The 12,474-nt window shown below is 73.7% G+C and carries 13 protein-coding genes; 4 read left to right on the top strand and 9 right to left on the bottom strand.

Going from position 1 to position 12,474, the window contains the following annotated elements:
• Nucleotides 1-95 precede the first annotated feature (95 nt).
• On the top strand, nucleotides 96-791 hold the full coding sequence (locus tag ACIGXE_RS27215; RefSeq protein ID WP_399751495.1) for a polysaccharide deacetylase family protein: 696 nt from the start codon (nucleotides 96-98) through the stop codon (nucleotides 789-791).
• Between the two features lie 44 nt (nucleotides 792-835).
• Here ACIGXE_RS27215 and ACIGXE_RS27210 read toward each other — a convergent pair whose 3' ends face one another.
• Together ACIGXE_RS27210 and ACIGXE_RS27205 are read right to left on the bottom strand one after the other, a co-directional pair.
• Nucleotides 836-2,029 carry a glutathionylspermidine synthase family protein gene (locus ACIGXE_RS27210; RefSeq protein ID WP_399751494.1) on the bottom strand — a complete coding sequence of 398 codons (1,194 nt, stop codon included), beginning with the start codon at nucleotides 2,027-2,029 and terminating at the stop codon, nucleotides 836-838.
• Between the two features lie 7 nt (nucleotides 2,030-2,036).
• On the bottom strand, nucleotides 2,037-2,330 hold the full coding sequence (locus tag ACIGXE_RS27205; protein WP_399751493.1) for a hypothetical protein: 294 nt from the start codon (nucleotides 2,328-2,330) through the stop codon (nucleotides 2,037-2,039).
• A gap of 120 nt (nucleotides 2,331-2,450) precedes the next feature.
• Here ACIGXE_RS27205 and ACIGXE_RS27200 point away from each other — a divergent pair, with 120 nt between their 5' ends.
• Nucleotides 2,451-3,281, top strand: coding sequence for a hypothetical protein (locus ACIGXE_RS27200; RefSeq protein ID WP_399751578.1), 831 nt, complete (start codon nucleotides 2,451-2,453; stop codon nucleotides 3,279-3,281).
• Nucleotides 3,282-3,491: 210 nt separating this feature from the next.
• Here ACIGXE_RS27200 and ACIGXE_RS27195 read toward each other — a convergent pair whose 3' ends face one another.
• On the bottom strand, nucleotides 3,492-4,901 hold the full coding sequence (locus ACIGXE_RS27195) for a PLP-dependent aminotransferase family protein (RefSeq protein ID WP_399751492.1): 1,410 nt from the start codon (nucleotides 4,899-4,901) through the stop codon (nucleotides 3,492-3,494).
• Between the two features lie 47 nt (nucleotides 4,902-4,948).
• Between ACIGXE_RS27195 and ACIGXE_RS27190 the strand changes: the two genes are divergently transcribed.
• A complete protein-coding gene (locus ACIGXE_RS27190; RefSeq protein ID WP_399751491.1) occupies nucleotides 4,949-5,473 on the top strand; it encodes a carboxymuconolactone decarboxylase family protein in 525 nt (174 codons plus the stop codon).
• Nucleotides 5,470-6,237 carry an isocitrate lyase/phosphoenolpyruvate mutase family protein gene (locus tag ACIGXE_RS27185; RefSeq protein ID WP_399751490.1) on the top strand — a complete coding sequence of 256 codons (768 nt, stop codon included), beginning with the start codon at nucleotides 5,470-5,472 and terminating at the stop codon, nucleotides 6,235-6,237. The genes ACIGXE_RS27190 and ACIGXE_RS27185 overlap by 4 nt, the downstream gene beginning before the upstream one ends.
• Here ACIGXE_RS27185 and ACIGXE_RS27180 read toward each other — a convergent pair.
• The 6 genes from ACIGXE_RS27180 to ACIGXE_RS27155 all read right to left on the bottom strand — a co-directional run bounded on the left by ACIGXE_RS27180 (nucleotide 6,227) and on the right by ACIGXE_RS27155 (nucleotide 12,347).
• Nucleotides 6,227-6,859 carry a hypothetical protein gene (locus ACIGXE_RS27180; RefSeq protein ID WP_399751489.1) on the bottom strand — a complete coding sequence of 211 codons (633 nt, stop codon included), beginning with the start codon at nucleotides 6,857-6,859 and terminating at the stop codon, nucleotides 6,227-6,229. The genes ACIGXE_RS27185 and ACIGXE_RS27180 overlap by 11 nt on opposite strands.
• A gap of 403 nt (nucleotides 6,860-7,262) precedes the next feature.
• Nucleotides 7,263-7,649, bottom strand: a complete 387-nt coding sequence (locus ACIGXE_RS27175; RefSeq protein ID WP_399751488.1) for a hypothetical protein — start codon at nucleotides 7,647-7,649, stop codon at nucleotides 7,263-7,265.
• Nucleotides 7,642-9,381, bottom strand: a complete 1,740-nt coding sequence (locus ACIGXE_RS27170) for a hypothetical protein (protein WP_399751487.1) — start codon at nucleotides 9,379-9,381, stop codon at nucleotides 7,642-7,644. Before ACIGXE_RS27170 ends, ACIGXE_RS27175 begins: the two co-directional genes overlap by 8 nt.
• Nucleotides 9,382-9,590: 209 nt before the next feature.
• Nucleotides 9,591-10,580, bottom strand: coding sequence for a malate dehydrogenase (locus ACIGXE_RS27165; RefSeq protein ID WP_399751486.1), 990 nt, complete (start codon nucleotides 10,578-10,580; stop codon nucleotides 9,591-9,593).
• Nucleotides 10,581-11,007: 427 nt separating this feature from the next.
• The gene (locus ACIGXE_RS27160; protein WP_399751577.1) at nucleotides 11,008-11,586 is read right to left on the bottom strand and encodes a DUF3017 domain-containing protein; all 579 of its coding nucleotides are present in this window, start codon (nucleotides 11,584-11,586) and stop codon (nucleotides 11,008-11,010) included.
• Nucleotides 11,487-12,347 (bottom strand): bifunctional methylenetetrahydrofolate dehydrogenase/methenyltetrahydrofolate cyclohydrolase, encoded by an 861-nt coding sequence (locus ACIGXE_RS27155; RefSeq protein ID WP_399751485.1) that lies wholly within the window; start codon nucleotides 12,345-12,347, stop codon nucleotides 11,487-11,489. The genes ACIGXE_RS27160 and ACIGXE_RS27155 overlap by 100 nt, the downstream gene beginning before the upstream one ends.
• Nucleotides 12,348-12,474: the final 127 nt, after the last annotated feature.

Here is a 12,474-nt window from a genome sequence, read left to right as displayed (position 1 = left end):
GGGCGCCGGTCCGTTTCGCGGGGCGGGTGAGGGTCAACTGGGGCCGGGGGTAGGCCCATTGACACTTCATGTGGTCTAGGCCAATGATGGCCGCCATGTCGAGACCCCGTCTGCGTCGCGCGCTGCGCGGCGCGCTCGCCGCACTCGTCCCCGTCGCGCTGCTCGGCGCGTTCGCCGGCTCCGCGCACGCCGCCCCGGCGGCGGCCTGGCCCGAGCCCGTCCCGGTCGTCTCCCACGTGGAGACCACCGACCCGGTCGTGTTCGTCACCATCGACGACGGCTGGTACCACGATCCCGCCGCCGCGAAGCTGCTGCTCGACCGCCGGGTGCCCGCCTCGCTCTTCCTGCTGCCGGGGGCCTACACGTACGACGACGGCTACTTCCACACCCTGCTCGACCAGGGCCGTTCCCGGGTCGAGAACCACACGGTCGGCCACCCGGACCTGACCACCCTGGACGCCGCCGGCCAGAAGGCCGAGATCTGCGGCGCGCGCGACGCGCACCTCGCCGAGTTCGGCGACGGCCCGCGACTGCTGCGCCCGCCGTACGGCGCGTACGACGGGACGACCCGGACCACCGCCCGCGCCTGCGGTGCGAAGGCGCTGGTGACCTGGACGTACGACCTGACCACCTGGGGCGCGTGGACCCCGCCGGCGCCGAGCCTCAAGGCGGGCGACATCATCCTGCTGCACTTCAACGAGACGATCGAGCAGGACCTGAGGCGAGCGCTCGACCTCGCGGACGCGGCGGGCCTGAAGCCCGCACCGCTGCGGGACTACGTCACCGAGTAGCCCGCCGTCGCCGAGCGGCGCCGCGGCCCTGCCGGGCCCTCGCCTCAGAGGATGACGTGCGGGAGGAAGCGGGCGTACTCGTCCGTGACCGGGCCCGCCGACTCCCGGATCCCGAGCCCCGCCGCCTCGTCCCCGACGGTCCACGCGCCGAGCACCACCCGGTTGCCGTCGAAGTCGGGCAGCGGGGCCGACTCCTGGTAGCAGCGGGGCTCGTCGTCGGGCGGCACCGGGTCGGAGCCCGGCTCGTGGAGCGTGACGCCCGCGCCCTCGCGGCCGAGCAGCGGCTTGGAGACGTAGCCGGGACCGCCGGCGGCGGCGAGCTCGCGCGGGCCGTCGAGGTAGGCGGGCAGCAGGTTGGGATGCCCGGGGTACAGCTCCCAGAGGATCGCGAGGAGCGCCTTGTTGGAGAGCAGCATCTTCCAGGCGGGCTCGATCCAGCAGGTGGTCCCCGTACCGCCGCCGTTGTCGAGGGTGTCGAGGACGTACGGCCCGAAGCGGTCCGTGGTGAGCCACTCCCACGGGTAGAGCTTGAAGCAGGCGCGGATGAAGCGGAGCCGGTCGTCGACGAAGCGCCCGGAGATCCGGTCCCAGCCGATCCGCTCCACCGACAGCGCCTCCGTGGCGAGACCGGCCTGTTGGGCGGTCTCGCGCAGGTAGGCGACGGTCATCAGGTCCTCGCCGAGCTCGTCGCCCTCGGAGTGGACGAAGTGGACCGGGCTGCCGGGCGGCAGCAGATGCGCCTGGCGCCGCCAGGCGTCGACGAGCCGCTCGTGGAGGGAGTTCCACTGGTCGGCGCCGGGGAAGCGCTCCTCCATCCAGAACCACTGCGGGCTCGCGGCCTCCACGAGGGAGGTGGGGGTGTCGGCGTTGTACTCCAGCATCTTGGCCGGACCGGTGCCGTCGTAGCGGAGGTCGAAGCGTCCGTAGAGGGTGGGCAGTTCGGCGCGGCGGCGCCATGCCTCGGCGACCCGCGCCCGGAGCCGGCGGTCGGTGATGCCGAGCTCCGCGAAACGGTCCTTCTCGACGATGTGCGCGGCCGCCGCCAGGCACATGGCGTGCAGCTCCTCGACGACCTCTTCCAGGGCCTCGACCTCGGGGAGGGTGAAGGAGTAGTAGGCGCTCTCGTCCCAGTAGGGGCGCAGCGAGTCGTCGGGGTAGCGGGTCAGGGGATAGATCAGGCCCTGCTCCTCGACCGTCCGCTGCCAGCCGGGACGGGGCTCGATGGTGTGGCGCTGCACGGCGGGATCAGCCGCCGGAGGAGGAGTGGTGGCCGCCGAAGCCACCGCTGTCGACGGCGGAGCTGTCGAAGCTGCCGCCGCTGACCCTGCCGTTGCGGGAGGAGCCGCCGTAGTAGTAGCGGCCGCTGCTGTGGGAGTCGTCGTCGTCGCTGCCGCCGGACTGGCACTGGTAGTCCGGGAGTTCCTTGTACGTGACCGGGTCGATGCACCGGCGGTCGGGCTCGGAGCCGCACGCGGTGAGCGTGGCGGCGAGCACGCTGACGCCGCCGAGTATCACCGTTCCTGACCTCAGTCTGCGCATCGCCTTTCCTCCCCTGTCCGCCCGGCGGCTGCCGCGCCGGGTTGCGATCGCACAGTGTAGGCCCGGCGTAAGCGTGTGCCCGATCCCCGTCGCACTAGAGTCCCTTTCGTGCTTCTTGGGATGCTGTGCGCACTGGGGCCCGCTTTCTGCTTCGGCGCCGCTTCGGTGCTCCAGGCGATCGGCGCCCGGGCCGCCGAGCCCGGTACCGGCGGCGGGGTCGACGTCACCCTGATGTGGCGGGCGCTGCGGCAGTGGCGCTACCTGGCCGGGCTCGGCCTGGACGGGCTCGGTTTCGTGCTGCAGATCGTCGCGCTGCGGACGCTGCCGATCTACGCGGTGGGGGCGGCGCTCGCGGCGAGCCTCGCCGTGACGGCGGTGATCGCATCGCGGGTCCTGAAGGTCCGGCTGCGCCGGGTCGAGTGGACGGCCGTCGGCCTGGTGTGCCTCGGCCTGGCCATGCTGGCGCTCGCGTCCGGCAGGGAGGGCCACGAGGAGGTGGTGGCGGGCCTGGAGTGGGGGCTGCTCGCGGCGGCGTTCGGTGTCCTGCTGGTCGGCGCGGCGGCGGGACGGCTGCCGGAACGGCCGCGGGCCCTGACGCTGGGGCTCGCGGGCGGTGTCGGCTTCGGGGTGGTGGAGGTCGCGGTCCGCCTGATCGACTCGGTGGACCTCACGGACCCGGCGCTCTACGCCCTCCTCGTCGGCGGCGGCGCGGCGTTCCTGCTCTACACGTCCGCCCTCCACGGCGGGTCGGTCACCACCGCGACGGCCGGGCTGGTCCTCGGAGAGACGATCGGGCCGGCGATGGTGGGCGTGGCGTGGCTGGGCGACCGCACGCGGGAGGGGTTTTCCTGGCTGGCCTTTCTGGGCTTCGCGGTCGCGGTGGCGGGGTCCTTGACGTTGGCCCGCTTCGGAGAGGCCCCGTCGACAACCCAACCGGCCCCGGCCGACTGACCCCCTCCCGAACGCGCCCCCACCACCCCACTGCGCCCGGCACCCACCCCACTGCGCCCGCACCCACCCCACTGCGCCCGGCGCACAACCAACTGCGCGTCTCCCCCGCCCCCTCCGCACGATGGACGCAGCCGCAGGGGGCGGGCGCAGCCCGTACCGGGCGGACGCAGGCGTTGGGGGTGGGCGCAACCCGGAGGGATGGGCGGCGGGTTAGGGGAGGGAGCGGCAGAGGGTGGTCAGGGTGGGTGACCAGGCGCTGTCCGGGGGGGTCGCGTAGCCGACGACCACGGCGTCGGCGGTGGCCGGCGTGTCCGGGTGGCGGAAGTGGTCGAGACCGGTGAGGGCCAGCCCCTGGAAGGCGGCGGCGCGGACCACCGCGGCCTCCGTGTCGGCCGGCAGTTCCAGCACCGCGTGCAGCCCCGCCGCGATGCCGCTGACCCGCGTCGCGGGCGAGCGCTCGGCGACGGCCGCCACCAACTGGTCCCGCCGGCGCCGGTAGCGCAGCCGCATGGCGCGCACATGGCGGTCGTAGGCGCCCGAGCGCAGGAACTCCGCGAAGGTCAGCTGGTCCGTGACGCTGGACACCCAGTCCACCTCCCCCTTCGCCGCCGCCACCTCGTCCACCACGTGCTCCGGCAGCACCATCCACGCCAGCCGCAGCCCCGGCGCGAGGGACTTGCTCGCGGTGCCGAGGTAGACGACCCGCTCCGGATCGAGGCCCTGCAGCGCGCCGACCGGCTGCCGGTCGTAGCGGAACTCCCCGTCGTAGTCGTCCTCCAGGACCAGTCCCCCGGCTGCCCGCGCCCAGTCGACGGCCGCCGCCCGCCGGTCGGGCTGGAGCGCCCCGCCCATCGGGAACTGGTGGGCGGGCGTCATCAGGACCGCGCCGAGCCCGTCCCCCATGGCCCCCAACCCCTCCGTCCGCGTGCCCCGTTCGTCGAACGGCAGCGCCGGAGTCCGCAGGCCCGTCCGGGCGAGCAGGTTCCGGTGGATGTCGAGGCCGTACGCCTCCACGGCCGTCTCCCGTACCCCGCGGGAAGCCAGCACCTGCCCCATCAGCATCAGGCCGTGCACGAACCCCGAGCAGATCATGATGCGTTCGGGCCGCGCGTACACGCCCCGCGCCCGCGCCAGGTACTCGGCGAGGGCGGTGCGCAGTTCGATCCGGCCGCGCGGATCGCCGTACCCGAAGGCCTCGTGCGGCGCGGCCGTCAGCGCCTTGCGGGCCGCCTTCAGCCAGTCCGCGCGCGGGAAGGAGGCGAGGTCGGGGGTGCCGGGCTGCAGGTTGTACGCCGGCCTCCCGGCCGCGGCCGCCGCGATGGCGCCCCGGCTCGGCCCCGCCGGGCGGCGCGGCGCGGACCGCGGGGCCACCCGCGTGCCGGAGCCCTGCCGCGCGGTGAGCCACCCCTCCGCGACCAGTTCCGCGTACGCGTCGGCGACCGTGTTGCGCGCCACCCCCAGGTCGGCGGCGAGGGAACGGGAGGACGGCAGCCGTGTCCCGGCCGCCAGCCGCCCGCTGCGCACGGCCTCGCGCAGGGCGCCCATCAGTCCGTCGCGCAGGCCCTTGCCGGAGAGTTCCAGATGCAGGTCGGCGCCGAAAGTGGCCCAGTCATCCGCCATGGGAATGGACCATACCCGGGCACCATCCGGCCCGTACGGTGATCGACATGACGCTCACGGAGACCACCCCGTCCGCCCCCGCCGATCCCACCGCCCACGCCGAGGAGCACGCGCCCCGGATGCCCTTCCCGGAGCGGCACCCCGAGTTCTACAAGGCCATGATCGGCCTGGAGACGGCCGCGTCGAAGCACGTCGACCCCACCCTCTACGAGCTGATCAAGATCCGCGCCTCGCAGATCAACAACTGCGCCTTCTGCCTGGACATGCACACGAAGGACGCGCTCGCGGCCGGCGAGACCGTGCAGCGGATCGTCCAGCTGTCCGCCTGGCGCGAGTCGCGGCACTTCTACACCGAACGCGAACTGGCCGCCCTCGCCCTGACCGAGGCCGTCACCGTCCTCACCGACGGCTTCGTCCCGGACGAGGTCTACGCGGAGGCCGCCCGCCACTTCGACGAGGCCGAGCTCGCGCACGTCATCGGCGCGATCATCGTCATCAACTCCTGGAACCGGATCGCCGTCAGCACCCGGATGACCCCGGGGCACTACACCCCCGGGATGTACAAGCGATGAGCGCGGACGCGAAGGCGGGCCGCGGGCCCGGCGCCGAGGAGCTGCGCCGTCTGCACGACGTACCGCCCGGCGACCTTCCCCTGGTCCTGCCTGGTCCCTGGGACGCCGCCACCGCGCGCGTCTTCGAGGAGGCCGGTTTCCCGGCCCTCGCCACGCCGAGCGCGGGCATCGCCGCCGTCCTCGGCTACGCCGACGGGCACACCCCGGCCGACGAGATGTTCGCCGCGGTGACGCGGATCGTCCGGGCCGTCTCCGTACCCGTCACCGCCGATCTGGAGGACGGCTACGGCCTGCCGGCCCGGGAGCTGGTCGCGCGGACCGTGGAGTCCGGCGCGGTCGGCCTCAACCTGGAGGACTCCGAACGCGGTACGCACGACCTGCGCGACCCGCGCGAGCAGGCCGAACGGATCGCGGCGGTACGGGAGGCGGCAGGGCCCTCGCTGTTCGTCAACGCGCGCGTGGACACGTACCTGCGCGGCGGGACGGCCGACGAGGCCGCCGAACGCGCCCGCCTGTACGTGGCGGCAGGCGCGGACTGCGTCTTCCCGATCCTCGCGCCGCCCGAGGACCTGCCCCGGCTCCGCGCGGCGGGTGTCGAGGGCCCGCTCAACTTCCTGGCCCGGCCGGGCGACCCGTCGCACGCCGAGCTCGGCCGGCTCGGCGCGACCCGGATCACCTTCGGGCACGGCCTGCACGCGCGTGCGCTGCGGGGCGTCGCCGAACTGGCCCGTCAGCTGGCGACGGCCCGGCCGGTCACGGCTTGAAGAACCGCAGGGCCGTGTCCAGCGTCTTCCGCTGCTCGGGCCAGGTGCTCTCGGGTCCCGCCGCGAGCACCGCGTACTGCCGCCCGTCGCCGCCGGTGAAGGCCCGGTCGACGACCTTCCGACGCCCTTCGCTGCGGTCGTACGCGTAGACCAGCTCGGCGTCCGCGCCGCCCGCCCCGGTCCGGCCGAGGCTGATCTCGCGGTAGCCGGGGTTCTGGGCGGCGAGGTCCCGCGAGGTCTGCCGCAGCGCCTCGTACGGGGTGATCCCCGGCTCGTCCAGGATGTAGACCTGCACCAGGCTGAGGCCGTCGGGCGCGTTGTAGAAGACGCTCGCCCCCGAGGAGGTGCGGTTCCAGCCCTCGGGTACGGCGAGGGTGAAGCCGCTCTCCTCGACGAGCCGGTAGCCGGCCGGCGGGGCGCCGTCGGAGGGCGACGGGGACTCCGAGGCCGTTCCGGAGGGCGTGCCGTCGGAGCCGGACGGCGATGCGGAGGTCGACGCGGACACGCTGGGCGCGGCCGTGGGGCCCTGCCCCGTACCCCCGCCGCTTCCGCCCCGTCCCCACAGGAACCAGCCGCCGACGGACCCGGCGACCAGCACGGCCACCACGACCCCGGCGATCACGGCGTTCCGCGATCCCCCGAGCGCGCCTCCCGGCGCCCCCGGCACCCCGGGCGGCGCCTGCGGGGGCAGGGGCGGCGGCATGGGCGGCATGGGCACGACGGCCCCCGGCCCGTAGCCACCGCCACCGCCACCGGGGATCGGAACGGCCCCCGGCACCGCGCCGGGGCCGTGCATCGCTCCCGGTCCGGGCGGCGCGCCGGGGCCCGACGCCGCCGGGCCGGAAGCAGCCCCCGGCCCGTACCCGCCAGCAGGCCCCGGAACGGCCCCCGGCGCCGCGCCGGGGCCCGGCACCGCTCCCGGGCCGGGCGGCGGCGGTCCAGCGTCAGGACCGGTCGCCGGTCCCGTCTCCCAGCTCTGCGTCTCGTCGTTCCACCACGCTGCGCCGCCCCCGTTACGGCTCATCTCACCCTCCGAGCAGCGCGCCGAGCGCCTGGCCGACGGCCGCGGCCGAGGCGAAGAGCCCGGTGACGGCGCCCGCGTCGGCGAGGGCCTGGCGGAGCCGGGTGAGGCGGCCGGGGGCGGCGGCGCCCGTGCCCTCGATCTCCTCCTGCGCGCCGGACAGTTCGGCGTCGAGCGCGGCCGTCTGCTCCGAGGCGACGAGGCGCGTCAGATCGGCGCGGAGCGCGCGGACGGCCTGGAGGAGTTCCTCCTGGCGGGGGTCGCGGGCGGGTTCGGACCCCCGTGCCGTGTACGACACCGTGTTGTGGTCGCCGATGGTGACGTTGCCGCCGGCGTTGCTGACGTGGATGCCGCCGGCCGCGGGGTTCGCGGGGGTGTGGTGCTCAGCCACGGGAGCCTCCGGTCTTCGTCGTGGTGAAGGTCTTGCTGGTGACGGTGTTGCGGTCGCCGATGGTGACGTTTCCCTTGGTGCCCTCGATGAACGTTCCGCCCTCGGCGACGTGGACGATCTTCTGCTCGAACTCGGCGGTCTCGTAACCGGCCTGACGCAGCGCCACGGTCACGCCGTTCACGACCCGGTCCTGGATGCTCTTCAGGTAGCGGCTGACGTCCATCTCCTGGAAGAGCGAGGCCTCGTCGTCGGAGCCGAGCTCGCGCACGGAGTGCAGCGGGCCCTCGGGCAGCGCGCCCCCGTACCCCTCGGTGGCGAGCCGCCACCCGTGGACGAAGGCCCGCCAGAGGGTGACCACGGCCTGCCCGGCGGACCGCGGGGTCTGGCGGAGCGCCTGGACGGCCCGGCCGAAGTGGTGGTTGTGGCGGTAGCGGTGGGCGGTGCGGTCGGCGTACCGGTACAGCTCGGCGACCGGCCGGAGGACGTGCGGGGCGACCTCCAGCATCAGCATGCCGCCCTGGGTGTGGACGCGGACGAAGACGGTGGTGACGATCTCCTCGCCCCAGCCGCCGACCCTGATCCGCAGGAAGTGCCGGCGGGTCTCGCCGCCCTCCTCGATCGCGCCGGAGCGGTGCCGTTCGAAGCCTTCGGGGCTGTACGGGGCGGCCTCGCGGCTCGGCAGGCCGTCGACGGGCAGGAAGACGACCTCGTCCATCTCCAGTTCGCGCAGCCGGTCCCGTACGCCCGCCTGGATTCCCGGGGAGCCGTGCGGGGACGGCACGCGCAGCGCCTCCACGAGCGGGACGATGTGCCGCATGATCGCGCTGTTGTCGAGCGGTTCGGGTGCGCGGCCGTCCAGGTCCTTGCGGGGCCGCAGCTCCACGGAGAGGGACCAGGGCTCGTGCGGTTCACCGGCGCCGCAGAACGGGTTTTCGGAGCGGTACATCACGAGACGCGCGTGCTGTTCGATCCGGATCCGGTCGCGCAGCCGCCGGAAGCGGGCGCCCTGGGCCTGCTCGGCGGGGTCGCGCTGGAGGTCGGCGAAGCGGGTTCCGGCCAGTTCGCCCGTGAGGGCCCTGGCGAACTGGCCGCTCTGCGCGGCCACCGCGGCGGCGATGAGGAACGGCACGGCGAGGGTGACCCAGACCTCCAGGGGGCCGATGCCCCACCCGAGGCCCGCGGCGCCGGAGAGGGCGTACCCGGTGAGCTCGTTCGGGCTTCCGTCGCCCAGGAGCTCCGAGAGCATCCACCAGCCGCCGACGTCCTGCTGGAAGGCGGCGGAGAGCAGCGTCAGGACGTTCATGAGGAGCAGCAGCCGGGCGTACCAGCGCAGGAGGAAGGCGGGGACGGCGCGGTACCACGGCGCGCGTCGCGCCCGGCCGCGGAGCCAGCGGGCGATGCCGAGGAGGAGAAACGGTACGGCCAGGAGCAGCACCAGGCCCTGGGTGAGGGCGAAGGAGACGACCCAGAGGCCGAGGATCGCGGCGGACCAGCCGAGTTCGATGCGGCGGGCGCGCAGGGCGTGGGCGAGGACGCGGGCCGCGTCGATGCCGAGGGAGGGGGCGGCGACCCGTTCCTCGTGGACGTAGAGCTCCTCGATGACGGCGTCGCGGAAGGTCTCGTCGAGGTAGGTGCCGGCGCACAGCAGCCGGGTGGCCTCGCTCGCGGCCGGGTCGCCGCGGGGCACGGCGGGCGGCGGGCCGGGCTGCTGAGGTAAGGACGGCTGCGTCAAGGACTCCCCCGAGGTACCGAACTGCGCGTGCGCTCCGCCCCGTTGGCCGGGGCTGACGGGACAGCATAGAACGCACGGTGCCCCCGGCCGTAGGGGCCGGGGGCACCGTGTGCGTGCTACGGGCAGAGCCCGGTGGCTCGGATCGGGCCGAGCTCACGGACCCGGGTCCGGGGCTCGGATCGGGCCGAGCTCGCGGACCGGAGTCCGGATCAGATCAGGCCGAGCTCGCGGACCGCGTCGCGCTCCTCGACGAGCTCCTGGACGGAGGCGTCGATGCGCGGGCGGGAGAACTCGTTGATGTCCAGGCCCTGGACGATCTCGTACTTGCCGTCCTTGCAGGTGACGGGGAAGGAGGAGATCAGGCCCTCCGGGACGCCGTAGGAGCCGTCCGACGGGACACCCATGGAGGTCCAGTCGCCCTCGGCGGTGCCGTTGACCCAGGTGTGGACGTGGTCGATGGCGGCGTTGGCGGCGGAGGCGGCGGAGGACGCGCCACGGGCCTCGATGATCGCGGCGCCGCGCTTGGCGACGGTCGGGATGAAGGTGTCGGCGAGCCAGGCCTCGTCGTTGACGACCTCGGCGGCGCTCTTGCCGGCGATCTCCGCGTGGAAGATGTCCGGGTACTGCGTGGCGGAGTGGTTGCCCCAGATGGTGAGGCGCTTGATGTCCTCGACGGAGGAGCCGGTCTTCTGGGCCAGCTGCGTCAGGGCGCGGTTGTGGTCCAGGCGGGTCATCGCGGTGAAGCGCTCGGCCGGGACGCCGTCGGCGTTCGACTGGGCGATCAGGGCGTTGGTGTTGGCCGGGTTGCCGACGACCAGGACCTTGATGTCGTCCGCGGCGTGGGCGGCGATGGCCTGGCCCTGCGGCTTGAAGATGCCGCCGTTCGCGGCGAGCAGGTCGCCGCGCTCCATGCCGGCGGTGCGCGGGCGGGCACCGACGAGCAGCGCGATGTTGGCGCCCTCGAAGCCCTTGTTCGGGTCGTCGAAGATGTCGATGCCCTTGAGGAGCGGGAAGGCGCAGTCGTCGAGCTCCATGGCGGTGCCCTCGGCGGCCTTGACGCCCTGCGGGATCTCGAGGAGGCGGAGCTTGACCGGCACGTCCGCGCCGAGCAGGTGGCCGGAGGCGATGCGGAAGAGCAGCGCGTAGCCGATCTGGCCGGCCGCGCCGGTCACGGTGACATTCACGGGAGTGCGGGTCATGGCGATCTCCGTAAGACAGCTGGCGGTGGGGGTCCCTGCCCCTGGTGTCGGATAGCCCTCTTGATCGATCGGTGTCTCGACGTGAAGAGATATCCAGCGGTCAGGCTATCCGACCCGGGCCCTGCCGAATCCCCACCCCCTTGTGGGACGGCTCACTGCCACCCGGCTACCGGACACCAAGTACCGGAATGGTCACTTCCGTGCCACAGAGGTCCGGCGACGCTTGAACGGGCGTTGGCACGTACATGACCCTGGATCGCGGCGGCGCCCGTCCTCCCACGGGGGAGAGGACGGGCGCCCGCCGTTTCCTCGGCGTCAGATCACCGTGAGATCAGACCACCGTGAGATCAGACCACCGTGAGATCAGACCACCGTGAGATCAGACCACCGTGAGATCAGACCACCGTGAGATCAGGCCACCGTGAGATCAGGTCACCGTGAGATGGAGGACGTCCTCCAGGAACGGGATCCGCAGCCACGGCTCCGGCTGCACCATCAGCGCGAGCAGCACGATCAGGCCGCCCATCACCCCGTACGTGACCATGTCGGTGAACCGGGAGCGCACCGCCAGCATCCCGACCGAGGGCAGCACGCGCCGCAGCACCGCGCCCGTCAGCAGCGACGCTCCGACCAGCAGGGTGCCGATCCGGAACGACTGCGGCAGCAGATCGGTGCCGACGATGAGCAGCCCGAGCGCGGACAGACCCAGGACGGTCAGCAACGGCCACTGGCGCGCGGGCGCCGGCGCGTCGCCGGGCGCCGCCCGGCCGCCTCCCTCGGGGCGTGCGGTCGTGGTGGTGAGCGTGGCCCGCGGGTGACGGCGCGACGCGGCCCCGCCGGGCGCCTCCGGGTACTCCGCCCGCGTGCCGGCGTCCGGCTCCTCCGGCGACTCGGAGGAGGGCACGGTCAGAGCACCCCGGCCGCGCGCTCGGCGGCCTCGACGACGTTGACCAGGAGCTGGGCGCGGGTCATCGGTCCGACGCCGCCGGGGTTCGGCGAGATCCAGCCGGCGACCTCGGCGACGCCCGGGTGCACATCGCCGACGATCTTGCCGTCGGCGTCGCGGGAGACGCCCACGTCGAGCACGGCGGCGCCCGGCTTGACGTCCTCCGGCCTGATCAGGTGGCCGACGCCGGCCGCGGCGACGATGATGTCCGCGCGCCGCAGGTGGGCCGCCAGGTCCTTGGTGCCGGTGTGGCACTGGGTCACGGTGGCGTTCTCGGAACGGCGGGTCAGCAGCAGCGGCATCGGACGCCCGATGGTGACACCGCGGCCGACGACCACGACCTCGGCGCCCTTGATCTCGACGCCGTGCCGGCGCAGCAGGGTGATGACGCCGTTCGGCGTGCAGGGCAGCGGGGCGGGCTCGTTGAGGACCAGCCGGCCGAGGTTCATCGGGTGCAGGCCGTCGGCGTCCTTGGCCGGGTCCATCAGCTCCAGGATGCGGTTCTCGTCGATGCCCTTGGGCAGCGGCAGCTGCACGATGTAGCCGGTGCAGGACGGGTCCTCGTTCAGCTCCCGGACGACCGCCTCGATCTCCTCCTGCGTGGCGGTGGCGGGCAGTTCCCGCTGGATGGAGGCGATGCCGACCTGGGCGCAGTCGCGGTGCTTGCCCGCGACGTACTTCTGGCTGCCCGGGTCGTCGCCGACCAGGACGGTGCCGAGACCGGGCGTGACGCCCCGCTCCTTGAGGGCCGCCACGCGGGCGGTCAGATCGGACTTGATCTCGGCTGCGGTGGCCTTGCCATCGAGAATCTGGGCGCTCATGCGGCCATCCTCCCGGATGACCCCCGCCTGATTCCAATTCGGAACCGGAGATTGCACTTGCACAACCGCGCTGCGTATCGACTGGACAAGGGGCCGCCGTCTTGACCACGATGATCTGCGCAGTGCC

The organism is Streptomyces sp. NPDC053431 (assembly GCF_044544925.1).
Lineage (GTDB): Bacteria > Actinomycetota > Actinomycetes > Streptomycetales > Streptomycetaceae > Streptomyces.
The sequence above is the reverse complement of the archived record's forward strand: the minus strand, read 5'-3'. Positions and strand labels throughout refer to the sequence as shown.

Excerpts from the sequence above, each read along its gene's own strand:
- ACIGXE_RS27215 (WP_399751495.1), top strand. The coding sequence starts at position 96 with ATGTCGAGACCCCGTCTGCGTCGCGCGCTGCGCGGCGCGCTCGCCGCA.
- ACIGXE_RS27205 (WP_399751493.1), bottom strand. The coding sequence starts at position 2,330 with ATGCGCAGACTGAGGTCAGGAACGGTGATACTCGGCGGCGTCAGCGTG.
- ACIGXE_RS27200 (WP_399751578.1), top strand. The coding sequence starts at position 2,451 with ATGCTGTGCGCACTGGGGCCCGCTTTCTGCTTCGGCGCCGCTTCGGTG.
- ACIGXE_RS27195 (WP_399751492.1), bottom strand. The coding sequence starts at position 4,901 with ATGGCGGATGACTGGGCCACTTTCGGCGCCGACCTGCATCTGGAACTC.
- ACIGXE_RS27190 (WP_399751491.1), top strand. The coding sequence starts at position 4,949 with ATGACGCTCACGGAGACCACCCCGTCCGCCCCCGCCGATCCCACCGCC.
- ACIGXE_RS27185 (WP_399751490.1), top strand. The coding sequence starts at position 5,470 with ATGAGCGCGGACGCGAAGGCGGGCCGCGGGCCCGGCGCCGAGGAGCTG.
- ACIGXE_RS27165 (WP_399751486.1), bottom strand. The coding sequence starts at position 10,580 with ATGACCCGCACTCCCGTGAATGTCACCGTGACCGGCGCGGCCGGCCAG.
- ACIGXE_RS27155 (WP_399751485.1), bottom strand. The coding sequence starts at position 12,347 with ATGAGCGCCCAGATTCTCGATGGCAAGGCCACCGCAGCCGAGATCAAG.